This window comes from Streptomyces sp. NPDC102437 (genome assembly GCF_044765565.1).
Taxonomy (GTDB): domain Bacteria; phylum Actinomycetota; class Actinomycetes; order Streptomycetales; family Streptomycetaceae; genus Streptomyces.
The window spans coordinates 70,417-85,026 of sequence record NZ_JBIWKI010000022.1 but is presented as its reverse complement, the minus strand read 5'-3'; the positions used below and the strand labels follow the sequence as shown (position 1 = coordinate 85,026).

Below are 14,610 nucleotides of genomic sequence, written 5' to 3'. Positions count from 1 at the left end.
CCACCATCTCCCCTGGGGGCCGATGGGCAGGATGGCTGGACGGCGGGCACTGCTCGCCGTCCCCGTCCTGGCCGCCGTGACGTTCGGCGTCTTCGCCGTCGCCGCGGCCTCCCCCTTCGACCCCGTCAAGGCGTACGCGGGCACCGCCGGCCTCACCGCCTCGCAGGACAACCTCGACCAGTTGCGGGCCAACCTCGGCGTCGACCAGCCGCTCGTCAGCCGCTGGTGGAACTGGCTGACCTCCGCGCTCGGCGGCGACCTCGGCGACTCCGCGGTCATGCGCCAGCCGGTCGCCGACGTCATCGGCGAACGCCTGGGCTGGTCCGTACTGCTCGCCGCGACCGCCTTCGCCGTCGCCGTGGTCCTGGGCACGGGCCTCGGCGTGCTGGCGGCACGCAGGCCGGGACGCCTGCTCGACCGGTGCGCAAGCTCCGCCGCGTACACCCTCGAAGCCGCCCCGGCCTTCTGGCTCGGCCTGCTCGCCATTTGGCTCTTCGCCCTGGAACTCGACGTGCTCCCGGCCGGCGGCCTCACCGACGCGGCCAGCGACACCGTGACCCCCGGGCAGGTCGCCACCCATCTGGTGCTCCCCGCGGCCGTGCTCGGGATCTCCCAGCTGCCGTGGTTCTTCCTCTATGTGCGCCAGGGTGTCGCGGACGCCCTCGGCGAGGATCCGGTGCGCGGCGCCCGCGCCCGCGGACTGCGTGAACGCACCGTACTGCTCGGCCACGCACTGCGCTCCGGAATGTTGCCGATGCTCACCCTCATCGGCTCCCGCGTCCCCGAACTCATCACCGGTGCCCTGCTCGTCGAGACGGTCTTCAGCTGGCCCGGCATCGCGGCCGCCACCGTGCAGGCCGCCACCTCCGTCGACTTCCCGTTGCTCGCCGCGCTCACGGTGCTCGCCACCGGGGCCGTGGTGCTCGGCAACCTCCTCTCAGATCTGCTGTACGCGATCGCCGACCCGAGGGTGGGCTTCGATGGCTGAGACCGACCTGCGACCCGCGCGTCGCACCACCCGCCGGATCCGCGTGATCGCTTCCGCCGGGATCACCGGCGCGGTCCTGCTCGCTGTTCTGCTCGTGCCGCCGCTGGTCCAGCTCGACCAACAGGCCGTCGACCTCGCCGCCAAGCTCCGGCCACCGTCCTGGGAGCACCCGTTCGGCACCGACGACGTCGGGCGCGACCTGCTGCTGCGCTGCGTGTACGGGCTCCGTGTCTCCCTGCTCGTCGGCGTCGTCGCCGGGCTCACCGCGACCGTCATCGGGACCGCGGTCGGGGCACTGGCCGCGGCGTCCGGCGGCTGGACCGACCGCGTCGTCATGCGGCTCGTGGACACCTTCTCGTCCGTGCCGCATCTGCTGCTCGGCATCTTCGTCGTCGCGATGTTCCGGCCCGGCGTCGGCCCGGTGATCGTGTCGGTCGCCCTCACCCACTGGCTCTCGACCGCCAGGATCGTCCGCGCCGAGGTGCTGTCGCTGCGCTCCCGCCCGTTCATCGACGCGGCGGTCTCCGGCGGCGCCTCGCGCGGCCGGGTCGTCGCCCGGCACCTGCTGCCCGCCGTGCTCCCGCAGGCCGGCCTCGCCGCGGTGCTCATGGTGCCGCACGCCATGTGGCACGAGTCCGCGCTCTCCTTCCTGGGGCTCGGACTGCCCACCCATCAGGCGAGCCTGGGCAATCTCGTACAGACGGCCCGTGGTTCGCTGCTCGCGGGGGACTGGTGGCCGACACTCTTCCCGGGCCTGTTCCTGATCGTCCCGACCCTCGCCCTGGCGGGACTCGCCGGAGTCTGGCGGGAGCGGATCAACCCGCGCCGCCGATCGGAGCTGATGCTGTGACGACCACCCCCGGCCCGATGACGCCGGTGCTCCGTGTCCGTGGACTCACCGTGCGCTTCCGGATGCGCGGCGGGCGGCACATCGCCGCCGTCGACGACGCGCACTTCGACCTCGCGGCGGGGGAGTGCCTGGCCCTGGTCGGCGAGAGCGGCTGCGGCAAATCCGTACTGGCCTCCGCGCTGCTGGGACTGCTCCCCGGCAATGCGCGGACCTCGGGCTCGGCGCTGCTCGGCGACGGCACCGAACTCCTCACCGCCGATGAACGGACCCTGGCCCGCACGGTACGGGGCCGCCGCATCGGACTCGTCCCGCAGAGCCCCACCGCACACCTCACCCCGGTCCGCACCGTGCGCGCCCAACTGGAGGAGACCCTGCGCGAGCTGACCGGCACCCGCGGCCCCGCCCTGCGCCCGGCCGCCGAACGGGCCGCCGCACGCGCCTCGTTCCCGGCCGGGCACCTCGACCGGTATCCGCACGAACTCTCCGGCGGCCTCGCCCAGCGTGCCGCGACCGCGCTCGCCCTGATCGGCGACGCGCCCCTGCTCCTCGCCGACGAACCCACCACCGGGCTCGACCGCGACCTCGTCGAGCGGACCGTCGACGAACTGCGCCGCCACACCGAAAGGGACCGGGCGCTGCTGCTCATCACCCACGATCTCGCGGCGGCCGAGCGGATCGCCGACCGGGTCGCCGTGATGTACGCGGGCCGCATCGTCGAACTCGCGGACGCCGCCGTATTCTTCGGCGATCCGGGACCGCGCCACCCGTACGCGCGCGGCCTCCTCGATGCCCTGCCGGAGCGCGCCTTCGTGCCGATCCCCGGCATGCCGCCGGAACTCGGGGCGCTGCCGGACGGGTGCGCGTTCGCGGCCCGGTGCGGCCGTGCCGACGACCGGTGTGCCGAACTGCCCCTGTTCGACGGCCGTCTCGCCTGCCACCACGGTGTGCGGGCGGACGGGGAGGAGCCGGTCCGTGCTTGAACTCACCCGGGTCACCGCCGGATACGACCCCCGGGACCCCGTCGTCCGCGAGGCGTCGCTGAGCCTCGTGGCGGGGGAGTCGGTCGGGCTGCTGGGCCCGAGCGGCTGCGGCAAGTCCACCCTGGCGAGGGTCGCCGCACTGCTGCACCGCCCGTACGCGGGCACGGTCGTGCTCGACGGCGAGCAGGTGCGCGGCTGGCGCCACGCCGCCCCGCGCGCGCAGCGCACCGCCGTCGGCGTCGTCTTCCAGCAGCCCAGGCTCGCCGCCGACCCCCGGCTCACCCTGCGCGAACTCATCGCCCAGCCGCTGCGGGCCACCGGCCGCCGGGCCCAGGTGCCGGACCGGGTGGCCGAACTGGCGCAGGCCGTCGGACTCACGGCCGAACTGCTCGGCCGACGCCCGCACGAGGTGAGCGACGGCCAGTTGCAGCGCGCCTGTCTGGCCAGGGCGCTGGTCCTGCGGCCGCGGTGGCTGATCTGTGACGAGATGACCGCGATGCTCGACGCGTCGACGACAGCCGCGCTGGTCGCGGTGGTGGAGACCTACCGGCGGGAGTCGGGGGCCGGACTGCTGGCCGTCGGCCACGACCGGGTGCTGCTGGAACGCTGGTGCGACCGGACGGTGGGCTGGACGACGGTGTGCGGGGCGGGCGGCACGGCGCAGGAATCCATGAGCCCGACCGGACGGTGGGCTGGACGACGGTGTGCGGGGCGGGCGGCACGGCGCAGGAATCCATGAGCCCGACCGGATAAGTCCATGCCCCTGGCGGTCCGCCGCCCCTCACCCTGTTTGACGAGTCCATGGCCAATGGGCGAGTCCATGACCGAAGGGCGGGTCCACGGCCGACCGACGGGTCGGCCCGTCGACCCGTCCGGACAAGGAGTGGGACATGCACGGAGCACGCGCCACCGCCATGGTGGTGATCCTCGCCGTCGCCGCCTGTCTGGGCCTGGCCGGTCCGTCCGCGGCGGCCGGCCAGACCCCGGGTTCCTACAGCAATTACACGTTCCCGGCCGGGACGACCGCTCTCGACGAGGTCACCTTCGGGACGACCGTCCAGTCCGACCCCGGCCGGGCGAACGTCTTCTGGTCACATCAGTTCGGCTTCACCAACGGGGTCGGCGGCTACATCGGCATGCAGCGCAACCGCTCCGGCGGCGGCCTGTTTCTCTTCTCGCTCTGGGACTCCACCGGAGGCAGGGCGGGAAGCACGGGCACCTACTGCCAGACGTTCACCGAGGGCGGCAGCGGCTACACCTGCCGGCTCGGTGAGCGTTTCGCGGCCGGGCACCACTACCGTTTCCGTATAGCACCCGACGCGACGGCCGGCTGGTACCGGGCCACGATCACCGATGCCACGGCAGGGACCTCGTTCCTGCTCGGCAGCCTGCAGACCGGCACCGGCGTGAAGATCGCCACCGGTGGAATGGTCGACTGGGTCGAGTACTTCGACTGGAACAACAGCGCCGCTACCTGCGCCGACTCGCCGTACTCCAAGGCCCGCTTCGACCTGCCCGGCGGTACGACGGGCAGCGGGGCCGTCACCGCCGCCCTCGGCGGCACCAGCGTCAGCGGCACGTGCTCCAGCGGCGCCGCGGTGCGGGGCCAGAGCGGCGGAAGCGTGCACGAGGACGGCATCGGCAACTCGTCCTCCGGCTCCGTCACCGGCGTCGGGGGCGCCTGCGTCGACATCCCCGGCGGCACCGCGGGCACCCAGCTGAACCTCTGGAGCTGCAACGGCGGAAACAACCAGAACTGGGTACGGGCCGCCGACGGAACGCTCCGCGCACAGTTCCACTGCATGGCGGTCAGCGGCGCCGCCGTGCGGACCGCGGCCTGCGACGGCTCGGCCGCCCAGCAGTGGCGGACCGACGGAGCGGCCCTGGTGAACCCCGCCACCGGGAAGTGCCTCGACGCCTACGGGGGCGCCAGCGCGAACGGCACTCCGCTCGGCATCTACACCTGCACCGGTGGAGCCAACCAGCGCTGGACGCTCCCGGTCTGATCGAGCGAACGGCAGCCGACGGACGGACGACGGCAGGGACAACTCTTTTGCGGGGTCTGCCCGTTGAGGTGATCACCGTCGCATACTCGGTCGCGTCCGCCCGTCCGGTCCACCACCGAATCCCGGGAGAATCCATGGCGTTCCCGACCCGCCGATCCGTCGTCACCACCGCGCTCGCCACCGCGGCCGCAGGCACGTTCCTGTCTTCGCGGACGGCCGTCGCCTCCGACGCGGCCGCCACGTCCCCGGCCGCACGGCACCACCGCACCCGCGCCCTGCCCAGGGCTCACGCGCACAACGACTACCTGCACCCGCGCCCGCTGCACGACGCGCTCGCGCACGGCTTCACCAGCGTCGAGGCCGACATCTTCCTGGTGGACGGGGAGCTGCTGGTAGCCCACGAGGCCACCGACCTCGACCCCACGCGGACCCTCGCTTCGCTCTACCTCGACCCGCTGCTCGCGAGGGTCCGGGCCAACCACGGCACGGTCCACCCCGGCTACCGCGAACCCGTGCAGCTGCTGATCGACATCAAGACGGACGGAGCCGCCGCCTATCTCGAACTGGACCGGCAGCTCCGGCGCTACCGGTGGATGCTGACGGCGTACCACCACGGCCGGGTGCGGCCCGGCGCGATCACACCCGTCATCTCCGGCGACCGCGCCGCCCGCGTCCCGATGGAGGCGCAGAGCACCCGGTACGCCTTCTACGACGGGCGGCCCGAGGACCTCGGGGGCGCGGCCGACGCCACATTCGTCCCGCTCATCAGCAGCAGCTGGACCGACGGCTTCAGCTGGCTCGGCGCGGGCCCGTTCCCCGTGGCCGAGCGGGACAAACTGCGCGCACTCGTCGCCACGGCCCACCGGAGCGGCCGGCGCATTCGCTTCTGGGCCACTCCCGACACGCCGGGACCGGAGCGGGAGGCGCTCTGGACGGAGCTCCTGGCCGCCGGGGTCGACCACCTCAACACCGATGATCTGGCGGGACTGGAGCGCTTCCTGCGCACCCACGACCGGTAGCACCGGACCGAGGTCGTTCGGCCCCGCGAACGGACCGGACGCGACGCCCCGAGCGTGACAGCCAGTCAACACCCGGATGGCGGACACGCCAGTCGTCCGGATGGCTCCTCCGCTACGCCACACTGGCGGCCGAATGCCGCATTCCGGCGCGGCGGAGGAGGTTGGCCATGGCCATTTCTATCTCACTGGTGCTGCTTCTGCTGATCCTCGCGGTGATCTTTCTCCGCAACGGGGGGCTCAAGATCTCGCATGCGCTGGTCTGCGCCATGCTCGGGTTCTTCCTCGCGGGTACGAGCATGGCGCCGACCATCCAGGACGGCCTGGCGGCCACGGCCGACGTCGTCAGCAGTCTCAAGCCCTGAAGCCCCCGAGCTCCGCGCGGCCGCTTCGTGACCGGCACGCGCGGAGCCGGGTGCCCGCCCTCCCCGGGGCGGGCACCCGCCGCTCACGCGGGCGGGGTCGTCATCCGCGCCAGCGCCACCCCGCCGACGATCAGGGAGAGTGCCGCCAGCCGTCCCGGACTCACCGGATCGTGCTGGACGAGGATCCCCAGGGCGATGGCCCCGATCGCCCCGATGCCCGTGAAGACCGCGTACGCCGTGCCCACCGGCAGCCCCTCCATGGCCCGCGCGAGCAGATACACCGCGCCGATCATGAGCACGGCGCACACCAGCGTCGGCAGCGGCCTGGTGAACCCCTGCGTCGGTTTGATGCTCTGGGACCAGGCGATCTCGACCATCCCGGCGCAGATCAGCAGCAGCCAGCTCATCGGATGCCTCCGCCCAGTTCGCGCGCGGCGGTGAGGGCGGCCGCGCGCGACTCGTCGTGCTGGGTGCGCCGGGGGGCGAGCGAGGGATCGATCCGGGAGTTCACCAGCTCGGTCGAGAGGAAGACCGGGTCGTCGATCGCGAAGTGGCCCGCGAGGAAGTCCCGCAGGTAGCGCTCCTGGTGGTCGTACGGTTCGCGAGGGGTACCGGGACCGTACGCCCCGCCCCGGGCGGAGGCGATCACGAAGCGGCGGCCCGCCAGCGACATCTTGGGAAACGTCACCTGGTCGATCCACGCCTTCAGGGAGGCGGGGACGGAGAAGTTGTACATCGGGGTCGTGATCAGTACGACGTCCGCGGCGACCAGTTCGGCCAGCAGCGGCTCCAGCACTTCCCAGGCCCGTGCCTGGTCCGGGGTCCGCACCGCCTCCTCGTACCGGGCGATTTCGGTGATGCCGTTCCGCAGGACGTGGTCGCAGAGCTCGGTCCACGCCTCGTCGATCTGCGGCGCCGGGTCGGTACGCAGATCGCGGAGCACGTAAGTGCCGGCCGGATTCGCGCTCTGCCAGGCGGCGGCGAAGACGTCGCCCAGCTCGCGGCTGTAGGAGTCGCGCCGCGCGCTCGCGGCGATGTGCAGCAGTACAGGCATGGGTCCCCCCGGAATCGGTAAGTGGACATCGTGTCCGCTTAGCTTGACCAGGGTAACCGGACATCGTGTCCACTTATTCCTGTACGGTGGAATCCATGGAACGCGCGGACGCAGCAAGGAACCGGGCCAAGGTGCTCGCCGCGGCAAACCGGCTCTTCGCCGCGGGGGATCCGCGCAAGGTGACGATGGACGCCATCGCCCGGGAGGCCGGCGTGGGACGGGGCACGCTCTACCGCCGGTACCCCGACATCCCGTCCATCGCCACGGCGCTCCTCGACGAACACGAACGCTCGCTCCAGGAGAAGCTGCTGCGGGGCGAGCCGCCGCTGGGGCCGGGTGCGCCGCCCGCGCGGCGGCTGGGCGCCTTCTACGCGGCGATGACCGATCTGCTGGAGCAGCACATCCATCTCACCCTGGGCGCCGAGTCGGGCGCCGCGCGGTTCGCCACCGGGGCGTACGGTTTCTGGCGCGCGCATGTCCGCATGCTCGTCAACGAGGCGGGCGTCCCCGGCCCCGACGCGCTCGCCGACATCCTGCTGGCCCCGCTGGGGCCCGAGCTGTTCGCGTATCAGCGGAGCCGGGGCCGTGGCGTCGACGAGATCAAGCCGGCCCTGGAAACACTCGCGGAACGGACACTCGGCGCGAGCTGAGGAGTGCGGGGGTCAGTTCCCGGCCGTGGGTGCCCAAGCGCTCCTCAACTCGCCTTCGCCCACGCGTACCGGTGCTCGGGGCGGCCCGTGTCGCCGTACTTGAGGCTCAGGCTGATGCGGCCCGCGCCCTGCAGATACTTGAGGTAGCGCTGGGCGGTGGAGCGGCTGAGACCGGCCCGGGCGGCGACCTCGTGCGCGGACAGCGGCCCCTCGGCGGCCGACAGGACATGGCGGATGACGTCGGCGGTGGGCGCGGAGTGCCCCTTGGGCAGCCCGGCCGCCGAGCCGGACTCCATGGTGCGCAGGGCGCCGAATATCTGGTCCACCTGCTCCTGCCCGGCCTCGCCCCGGCCGCCGCCCACGCCTTCGAGGGTCCGGCGCAGGGCCGCGTAGCTCTCCAGCTTGGACCGCAGACCGCTGAAGCTGAACGGCTTGACCAGGTACTGGAGCGCGCCGTACCGCATGGCGGTCCGGACGGTCGCCACATCCCGGGCCGCGGTCACCATGATCACATCGGCTGGGTGGCCGAGCTGGCGCAGCCGCCGCACCAGCGTCAGCCCCGTCTCGTCCGGCAGATAGTGATCGAGCAGGACGAGGTCGACATGGTCGCGCTCCAGGAAGGCCAGCGCCTGAGCGGCGGTGTGCGCACGGGAGATGACCCGGAAGCCGGGCACCTTGGCCACGTACGCGGCATTGATCTCGGCAACCCGGAAGTCGTCGTCCACCACCAGGACATCGATCATCGCGACTCTCCCACTTCTGTCAGCGGCCGGACGGTGAGCGCCTCGGGCAGGACGACGGTGAAGACCGCGCCGCCGCCGGCCCGGGCCGTGACGCGGGCCGCGCCACCGTAGCGCTCGGCCAGCCGGCGCACCAGCGCCAGCCCCAGGCCGCGTCGTCGGTGCGCGGGGGACTCCTTCGTGGACCAGCCCTCGGTGAAGATCTGCTCACGCATCCCGGGAGGCACCCCCGGACCGTTGTCGCTGACCCGCAGCACCGCCGTACTGCCTTCCGCGAGCAGTTCGACCTCGATCAGCGTGGCGACGTCCAGCGCGTTGTCGATCAGATTGCCGAGCACGGTCACCAGATCGCGCGGGTCCACCACCACGTCCGGGAGCCGGGTGCCCGGCGATATGCGCAGGGAAGCGCCTCGCTCCGCCGCGATGGCCGACTTGCCGACCAGCAACGCGGACAGCAGCGGGTCGTTGACGCGCTCCGCGACCTGTTCCGCCGAAGCCCGGTGACCGCTGGTCACCTCCTCGACGAACTCCACCGCGGCATCGTGCCTGCCGAGCTCCAGCAGCCCCAGCAGGGTGTGCAGCCGGTTGGCATGCTCGTGGTCCTGGGCGCGCAGAGCGTCCAACAGGCCGTGCGTGGAGTCGAGTTCACGGCCCAGGAGCTCCAGCTCGGTACGGTCGCGCAGGGTGACCACGGCCCCGCCGTCGCCGGTGGGCATGCGGTTGGCGATCAGCACCCGGCCCCGGCAGACGGTGATCAGGTTCGCGCCGTCTACCCGCCCCGTCAGTACTTCCGCCGTACGGCCCGGCGGCAGCACCTCGCCCAGTGGACGCCCGACGGCCTCCTGGTCCAGCTCCAGCAGCCGCTGCGCCTCGTCGTTGAGCAGCCGGATCCGGCCCCGCGCGTCGAGCGCGAGCACCGCCTCACGGATGCTGTGCAGCATGGCCTCGCGCTCGTCCAGCAACGCGGAGATGTCGGCGAAGGCGAGCCCGTGCGTCGAGCGTTGGAGCCGCCGCGAGACGGCCAGGGCCGCCAGCACGCCCACGGCGAGTGCCGCTCCGGAGTACTGCAGCAGACCGGGAATGGTTCCCAGCAGCCGGTCGTGGACGCTGTCGTAGGCGATGCCCACCGACACGGCGCCCACGATCTTCCCGCGCCGGTCGCGGAGCGGGACCTTCGCGCGTGCCGACCGGCCCAGGGTCCCGTCGTCGATCTGCATGATCTCCCGGCCGCCCAGCGCCGTGCTGGGGTCGGTCGAGACATGCCTGCCGATCTGCGCGGTGTCGGTGTGTGACCAGCGCACCCCGCGGGTGTCCATGACGACGATGTACAACGCGCCGGTGGCCCGCCGGATCCGCTCCGCCTCGGCCTGCACCGGTCCGCCGGGGCTGGGGCCGGTGCTCCTCAGATCGCGTACCAGACCGGGTTCGGCGGCGGTGGTCTGGGCGATGGAAAGGGCCTGGTGCATCGCCTGGTTGTCGAGCTGATGGCTGAGCGGGGCGAGGAAGAGCCCCGTGACGAGCATGATCACGCCGGTGGTGATGACCACCTGGGTGAGGAGGACCTGGGCGAAGACACGGCGCGGCCAGTGAATGCGCATGTGCTCGCCCTCTGCCTTCCGCCTGCCAGGAACATGATGCTCCGTTTCGTCCTCGTGTGAACGCAACGTAAACGTCGTGGTCGCCGATGACCAGTCCTCGTGGCGCATTCGTTGCCGGAGCGCGAGCAGAACGAGCAGAACTCCGGGTTATGAGCAGAACCCGGAGTTGTGGGCGCAAGGGTGCCCGGATCCTTCGGGCCGCATCTAGCGTCCCGCTCCATGAAAAGCGAAACGAGCCCCGCCATCGAACTGCGGGGGGCGAGCAAAGCGTTCCGGACTCCGTCGGGGGCGCTCCACACCGCCGTGCGGGATCTGGACCTCACGATCGGGCGCGGCGAGTTCGTCGCCGTGGTGGGCCCCACCGGATGCGGCAAGTCGACCACGCTGACCCTGGTCAGCGGGCTGGAGGAGCCCACCGAGGGCGAGGTGCTGGTGGCCGGGGAACCGGTGCGCGGCATCGGCGACAAGGTCGGCTTCGTCTTCCAGCAGGACGCCGTCTTCCCCTGGCGGACCGTGCTGTCCAATGTGATGGCGGGGCCCCGCTTCCGCGGCGTGCCCAAGCCCGAGGCGAAGGAGCGGGCCCGGGAGTGGCTCGCCAGGGTCGGCCTCTCCTCCTTCGAGGACCGCTACCCCCACCAGCTGTCCGGCGGCCAGCGCAAGCGCGTCGCGCTCGCGGCGACGTTCGTCAACGACCCCGAGATCCTGCTCATGGACGAGCCCTTCTCCGCGCTCGACGTGCAGACCAGGGCGCTGATGTCGGATGAACTGCTGGAGCTGTGGGCCGGTACCGGCGCCTCCGTCGTCTTCGTCACCCATGACCTGGAGGAGTCCATCGCGCTGGCCGACAAGGTCGTGGTCATGACCGCGGGACCGGCCACGGTCAAGGAGGTCTTCGAGATCGACCTGCCCCGTCCCCGCAAGGTCGAGCAGGTGCGCCTGGAGCCCCGGTTCGTCGAGATCTACCGGGAGATCTGGTCCTCGCTCGGCGAAGAGGTCCGCATCACCCGCGAGAGGGGTGCCCTCGATGTCGCCTGACACCATCACCGTGAGCGCCGCCGTGACGAAGACCGAGCGGACCCGGGCCAGGGCGAGAGCCGCCAGGAACCGCAAGTACCTGGTGACGGCGAGCCGGATCGCGGTGCTCCTCGCGGTCGTCGGACTGTGGGAATGGCTGGCCCGTGCGGCGGTCATCGACCCGTTCAACTTCTCCATGCCGTCGAAGATCTGGGACCAGATCCGCACCTGGGTCGTCGACGGAACCGCCCAGGGATCCCTCTGGGAACAGATCTGGTACACGCTCTACGAAGCGCTGCTCGGCTGGGTCATCGGTGTGATCGCCGGGGTGCTGCTCGGGATCGCGCTGGGCCGGGTGCGGTTCGCCGCCGATGTCCTCGGCCCGTACATCAAGGTGCTCAACGCGCTGCCCCGGATCGTGCTCGCGCCGATCTTCCTCATCTGGTTCGGTCTCGGCCCGGCCTCGAAGGTGGCCTCCGCGGTCGTCCTCGTGTTCTTCCCCGTCTTCTTCAACGCCTTCCAGGGCGCACGGGAGGTCGACCGCAATCTCGTCGCCAACTCCCGCATCCTCGGCGCCAGCAACCGCCAGGTCACCCTGCAGGTGGTCATCCCCTCCGCCACCTCGTGGATCTTCACCAGCCTGCACGTGAGCTTCGGCTTCGCGCTCATCGGCGCGATCGTCGGCGAGTACATCGGCGCCACCAAGGGACTCGGCCTGCTGGTCGCCGCCTCCCAGGGCACGTTCAACGCCGCCGGTGTCTACGCCGCGATGGTCATCCTCGCGATCGTCGCGCTGCTGGCCGAAGGCCTGCTGACCTTCCTGGAGAAACGGCTCTTCCGCTGGAAGCCGGCCGACGCCGACACCGCGCGCTGAGCCGACACCGCTCACTGACGCCCCGTCGCCACGACTGTCCCCGAATGTTTCTTCACAAGGACGTGAATCAGATGCGTGCATCCACCCGGATCCCGGCCCTCGCCGTCGTCGGCGTACTCGCCCTGACCAGCCTCACCGCCTGTGGCGGCGACTCCACCTCGGCCTCGGGGGACAAGAACGACAAGGTCAAGATCATGGTCGGGGGCCTGGACAAGGTCATCTACCTGCCCGCGATGCTGACCGAGCGGCTCGGCTACTTCAAGGACGAGGGGGTGTCGGTCCAGCTCCTGACCGAGCCCGCCGGCGTCCAGGCCGAGACGGCACTGGTCTCCGGAGACGTCCAGGGCACGGTGGGCTTCTACGACCACACCCTCGACCTCCAGGTGAAGGGCAAGCAGGTCGAGTCGGTCGTCCAGTTCTCCCAGGCCCCCGGCGAGGTCGAGATCGTGTCCAACAAGGCTGCGGGGGAGGTCCGTTCGGCGAAGGACTTCAAGGGCAAGAAGCTCGGTGTCACGGGCATCGGCTCCTCGACCGACTTCCTGACGAAGTACCTCGCCGTGAGCAACGGTGTGAAGACCAGCGAATTCACACCCGTGGCCGTCGGAGCCGGACAGACGTTCATCTCCGCCCTCCAGCAGGGTTCCATCGAGGGTGGCATGACCACCGACCCCACGGTCGCCACCATCCTGGACAAGAAGCTCGGCAAGATCCTCATCGACATGCGGACCCCCGAGGGCTCCAGGCAGGCGCTCGGCGGGCTCTACCCGTCGTCCAGCCTCTACATGCAGACCGAGTGGGTCGACAGCCACAAGAAGACGGTCCAGAAGCTGGCCAACGCCTTCGTCAGGACGCTGAAGTGGATGTCCACGCACAGCGCCGACGAGATCGCCGCGAAGATGCCCGCCGACTACGCCCAGGGCGGCGGCAAGGCCCTGTACGCGCAGGCGATCAAGAGCACACTGCCCATGTTCACCAAGGACGGCGTCATGCCCGCGGACGGCCCCGCCACCGTCGAGCGGGTCCTGAAGGCCTTCAACCCGAACCTGAAGAACGCCGAGGTGGACCTCGCCAAGACGTACACGACGGAGTTCGTCGAGAAGGCGAACTGACCGCCGCCGCCCGCGACACCCGCACACCCCGGCGGCGCGGCTCCCGGAAACCGGAGCCGCGCCGCCGGGGCGCGCCGGTCACTGCTTCCAGTTCGGGGGCTGGGCGGGGTCGAGGGTCCGCCACTGCGCGAGAACCTTGGGGTCCTGCGCGTCGAGCCAGTCGGTCAGTTCACGGAAGGACACACAGCGGACCTCCTTGCGGGGGCAGACCTCCCGCATCGTGTCCTCGACGGCGTCCATGTAGATCCCGCCGTTCCAGTCCTCGAAGTGGTTTCCGATGAACAGCGGTGCGCGGCTGCCGTGGAAGACCCGGTCGAACCCCGCCACGTATGCGTTCAGTGCCTCCTTGCGCCACGTCGGGTACTTCGCGGGATCACCCTCGGTGCTGCCCTCGGACTGGTTGTAGAGGAAGTTGAAGTCCATGGACAGCACCTGGAAGTCCTTCCCGGGGAACGGCAGCATCTGCAGCGGGAGGTCCCAGATGCCGTTCTTCTTGGACGGCCAGATCTGGAAGTCGCCCGGGGAACTCGCGTCGTAACGCCAGCCGAACGGCTTGGACGCCGACAGCAGGTTCTTCTGGCCCTCCAGGCACGGTGCCCGGCCGCCGACGACCTCACGGGTGGGGTCGAAGGGGAGCGGGTCGAGATCCTTGAAACCGGTGTTCGTCTTCCAGTTCTGCACGAAGGAGTAGAACTGGCCGATCTCGCTGATCCACTCGTCCTTGCTCCAGTCCCCACCGCCCTTCTTCTCGCAGAAGTGGCCGTTGAAATGCGAGCCGATCTCGTTGCCCTCCTGCCAGGCGCCGCCGAGCTGCTCCAGCGTCATCCGGATGTGCTCGCGCGTCGGGTACGAGATCGCGGCGGCGCCCGCCTTGTGCTGGGGCGGCCGGTAGAGGTCCCGCTTCTCCTTCGGGAGCAGATAGATGCCGGTGAGGAAGAACGTCATGTGCGCGTTGCTCTCCTTCGCCGCACGGCGGAAGCGGGAGAACATGCGGTCGTCGCCCTCCAGCGCGCCGTCCCACGAGAACACCACGAACTGCGGTGGCCGTTCACCAGGCTTGAGCCGCTCGGCCTTCAACTGGTCCGGCTGGGGACCGGTGTAGGACGTGGAGCCGTCCCCCAGGATCTTGACCTTCCCGTCCCACTCCTCCTCGGTGCTCCCGCCGCCGCCGCGATGCTCCCGGGCGGTCGGCGTCGGCGCGGCGATGGTGCGCGTGCCCTCCTGCGGGGTCCGGGCGTCCGAGGCATTGTCGGACAGCAGCGGGACGAGGGCCGCGGAGCCCGACACCACGAGACATGCCGCGAGTCCCAGGACGATGCGGGGCGTGAGCCGGGCCCGTATTCGGTGTGCGGTGGACTTCACTCTG

The 14,610-nt window shown here is 71.0% G+C and carries 16 protein-coding genes; 11 read left to right on the top strand and 5 right to left on the bottom strand.

Features of this window, described 5'->3' with window-relative positions; translation table 11 throughout:
* Positions 1 to 22 precede the first annotated feature (22 nt).
* The 7 genes from ACIRJP_RS26400 (at position 23) to ACIRJP_RS26370 (ending at position 6,205) form a co-directional block, all read left to right on the top strand.
* Positions 23 to 988: an ABC transporter permease gene (locus tag ACIRJP_RS26400; RefSeq protein ID WP_404178883.1), complete on the top strand. Its 966-nt coding sequence runs from the start codon at positions 23 to 25 to the stop codon at positions 986 to 988.
* Positions 981 to 1,838, top strand: coding sequence for an ABC transporter permease (locus ACIRJP_RS26395; protein ID WP_404178880.1), 858 nt, complete (start codon positions 981 to 983; stop codon positions 1,836 to 1,838). The genes ACIRJP_RS26400 and ACIRJP_RS26395 overlap by 8 nt, the downstream gene beginning before the upstream one ends.
* 17 nt (positions 1,839 to 1,855) lie before the next feature.
* Positions 1,856 to 2,818 (top strand): ABC transporter ATP-binding protein, encoded by a 963-nt coding sequence (locus ACIRJP_RS26390; protein WP_404178989.1) that lies wholly within the window; start codon positions 1,856 to 1,858, stop codon positions 2,816 to 2,818.
* The gene (locus tag ACIRJP_RS26385; protein WP_404178878.1) at positions 2,811 to 3,557 is read left to right on the top strand and encodes an ABC transporter ATP-binding protein; all 747 of its coding nucleotides are present in this window, start codon (positions 2,811 to 2,813) and stop codon (positions 3,555 to 3,557) included. The genes ACIRJP_RS26390 and ACIRJP_RS26385 overlap by 8 nt, the downstream gene beginning before the upstream one ends.
* A 151-nt stretch (positions 3,558 to 3,708) precedes the next feature.
* Positions 3,709 to 4,824, top strand: a complete 1,116-nt coding sequence (locus ACIRJP_RS26380) for a ricin-type beta-trefoil lectin domain protein (protein WP_404178875.1) — start codon at positions 3,709 to 3,711, stop codon at positions 4,822 to 4,824.
* 134 nt (positions 4,825 to 4,958) lie between these two features.
* Complete coding sequence (locus ACIRJP_RS26375; protein ID WP_404178872.1) at positions 4,959 to 5,843, top strand: phosphatidylinositol-specific phospholipase C/glycerophosphodiester phosphodiesterase family protein; 885 nt, start codon at positions 4,959 to 4,961, stop codon at positions 5,841 to 5,843.
* 167 nt (positions 5,844 to 6,010) lie between these two features.
* Entirely contained in the window at positions 6,011 to 6,205 is a 195-nt protein-coding gene (locus tag ACIRJP_RS26370) for a hypothetical protein (protein ID WP_124720290.1), read from the top strand.
* A gap of 83 nt (positions 6,206 to 6,288) precedes the next feature.
* Here the strand turns inward: ACIRJP_RS26370 and ACIRJP_RS26365 are convergent, their stop codons facing one another.
* The gene (locus ACIRJP_RS26365; RefSeq protein ID WP_404178869.1) at positions 6,289 to 6,612 is read right to left on the bottom strand and encodes a DMT family transporter; all 324 of its coding nucleotides are present in this window, start codon (positions 6,610 to 6,612) and stop codon (positions 6,289 to 6,291) included.
* A complete protein-coding gene (locus tag ACIRJP_RS26360; RefSeq protein ID WP_404178866.1) occupies positions 6,609 to 7,259 on the bottom strand; it encodes an FMN-dependent NADH-azoreductase in 651 nt (216 codons plus the stop codon). The genes ACIRJP_RS26365 and ACIRJP_RS26360 overlap by 4 nt, the downstream gene beginning before the upstream one ends.
* A gap of 95 nt (positions 7,260 to 7,354) precedes the next feature.
* Here ACIRJP_RS26360 and ACIRJP_RS26355 point away from each other — a divergent pair, with 95 nt between their 5' ends.
* Entirely contained in the window at positions 7,355 to 7,909 is a 555-nt protein-coding gene (locus ACIRJP_RS26355; RefSeq protein ID WP_404178863.1) for a TetR/AcrR family transcriptional regulator, read from the top strand.
* Between the two features lie 44 nt (positions 7,910 to 7,953).
* Here ACIRJP_RS26355 and ACIRJP_RS26350 read toward each other — a convergent pair whose 3' ends face one another.
* Both ACIRJP_RS26350 and ACIRJP_RS26345 read right to left on the bottom strand, forming a co-directional pair.
* Positions 7,954 to 8,652: a response regulator gene (locus tag ACIRJP_RS26350; protein ID WP_404178860.1), complete on the bottom strand. Its 699-nt coding sequence runs from the start codon at positions 8,650 to 8,652 to the stop codon at positions 7,954 to 7,956.
* On the bottom strand, positions 8,649 to 10,247 hold the full coding sequence (locus ACIRJP_RS26345; protein ID WP_404178857.1) for an ATP-binding protein: 1,599 nt from the start codon (positions 10,245 to 10,247) through the stop codon (positions 8,649 to 8,651). Before ACIRJP_RS26345 ends, ACIRJP_RS26350 begins: the two co-directional genes overlap by 4 nt.
* Positions 10,248 to 10,466: 219 nt before the next feature.
* Between ACIRJP_RS26345 and ACIRJP_RS26340 the strand changes: the two genes are divergently transcribed.
* The 3 genes from ACIRJP_RS26340 (at position 10,467) to ACIRJP_RS26330 (ending at position 13,244) form a co-directional block, all read left to right on the top strand.
* Positions 10,467 to 11,282 carry an ABC transporter ATP-binding protein gene (locus tag ACIRJP_RS26340; protein WP_124720284.1) on the top strand — a complete coding sequence of 272 codons (816 nt, stop codon included), beginning with the start codon at positions 10,467 to 10,469 and terminating at the stop codon, positions 11,280 to 11,282.
* On the top strand, positions 11,272 to 12,135 hold the full coding sequence (locus tag ACIRJP_RS26335) for an ABC transporter permease (RefSeq protein WP_404178854.1): 864 nt from the start codon (positions 11,272 to 11,274) through the stop codon (positions 12,133 to 12,135). The genes ACIRJP_RS26340 and ACIRJP_RS26335 overlap by 11 nt, the downstream gene beginning before the upstream one ends.
* Before the next feature lie 71 nt (positions 12,136 to 12,206).
* Entirely contained in the window at positions 12,207 to 13,244 is a 1,038-nt protein-coding gene (locus ACIRJP_RS26330) for an ABC transporter substrate-binding protein (protein WP_404178851.1), read from the top strand.
* A gap of 78 nt (positions 13,245 to 13,322) precedes the next feature.
* Here ACIRJP_RS26330 and ACIRJP_RS26325 read toward each other — a convergent pair whose 3' ends face one another.
* A complete protein-coding gene (locus ACIRJP_RS26325; RefSeq protein WP_404178848.1) occupies positions 13,323 to 14,606 on the bottom strand; it encodes a hypothetical protein in 1,284 nt (427 codons plus the stop codon).
* Between the last annotated feature and the right edge of the window lie 4 nt (positions 14,607 to 14,610).

Coding starts and splice junctions, on each gene's coding strand:
- ACIRJP_RS26400 (WP_404178883.1), top strand. CDS start 23: ATGGGCAGGATGGCTGGACGGCGGGCACTGCTCGCCGTCCCCGTCCTG.
- ACIRJP_RS26395 (WP_404178880.1), top strand. CDS start 981: ATGGCTGAGACCGACCTGCGACCCGCGCGTCGCACCACCCGCCGGATC.
- ACIRJP_RS26390 (WP_404178989.1), top strand. CDS start 1,856: ATGACGCCGGTGCTCCGTGTCCGTGGACTCACCGTGCGCTTCCGGATG.
- ACIRJP_RS26380 (WP_404178875.1), top strand. CDS start 3,709: ATGCACGGAGCACGCGCCACCGCCATGGTGGTGATCCTCGCCGTCGCC.
- ACIRJP_RS26375 (WP_404178872.1), top strand. CDS start 4,959: ATGGCGTTCCCGACCCGCCGATCCGTCGTCACCACCGCGCTCGCCACC.
- ACIRJP_RS26370 (WP_124720290.1), top strand. CDS start 6,011: ATGGCCATTTCTATCTCACTGGTGCTGCTTCTGCTGATCCTCGCGGTG.
- ACIRJP_RS26365 (WP_404178869.1), bottom strand. CDS start 6,612: ATGAGCTGGCTGCTGCTGATCTGCGCCGGGATGGTCGAGATCGCCTGG.
- ACIRJP_RS26360 (WP_404178866.1), bottom strand. CDS start 7,259: ATGCCTGTACTGCTGCACATCGCCGCGAGCGCGCGGCGCGACTCCTAC.
- ACIRJP_RS26355 (WP_404178863.1), top strand. CDS start 7,355: ATGGAACGCGCGGACGCAGCAAGGAACCGGGCCAAGGTGCTCGCCGCG.
- ACIRJP_RS26350 (WP_404178860.1), bottom strand. CDS start 8,652: ATGATCGATGTCCTGGTGGTGGACGACGACTTCCGGGTTGCCGAGATC.
- ACIRJP_RS26345 (WP_404178857.1), bottom strand. CDS start 10,247: ATGCGCATTCACTGGCCGCGCCGTGTCTTCGCCCAGGTCCTCCTCACC.
- ACIRJP_RS26340 (WP_124720284.1), top strand. CDS start 10,467: ATGAAAAGCGAAACGAGCCCCGCCATCGAACTGCGGGGGGCGAGCAAA.
- ACIRJP_RS26335 (WP_404178854.1), top strand. CDS start 11,272: ATGTCGCCTGACACCATCACCGTGAGCGCCGCCGTGACGAAGACCGAG.
- ACIRJP_RS26330 (WP_404178851.1), top strand. CDS start 12,207: ATGCGTGCATCCACCCGGATCCCGGCCCTCGCCGTCGTCGGCGTACTC.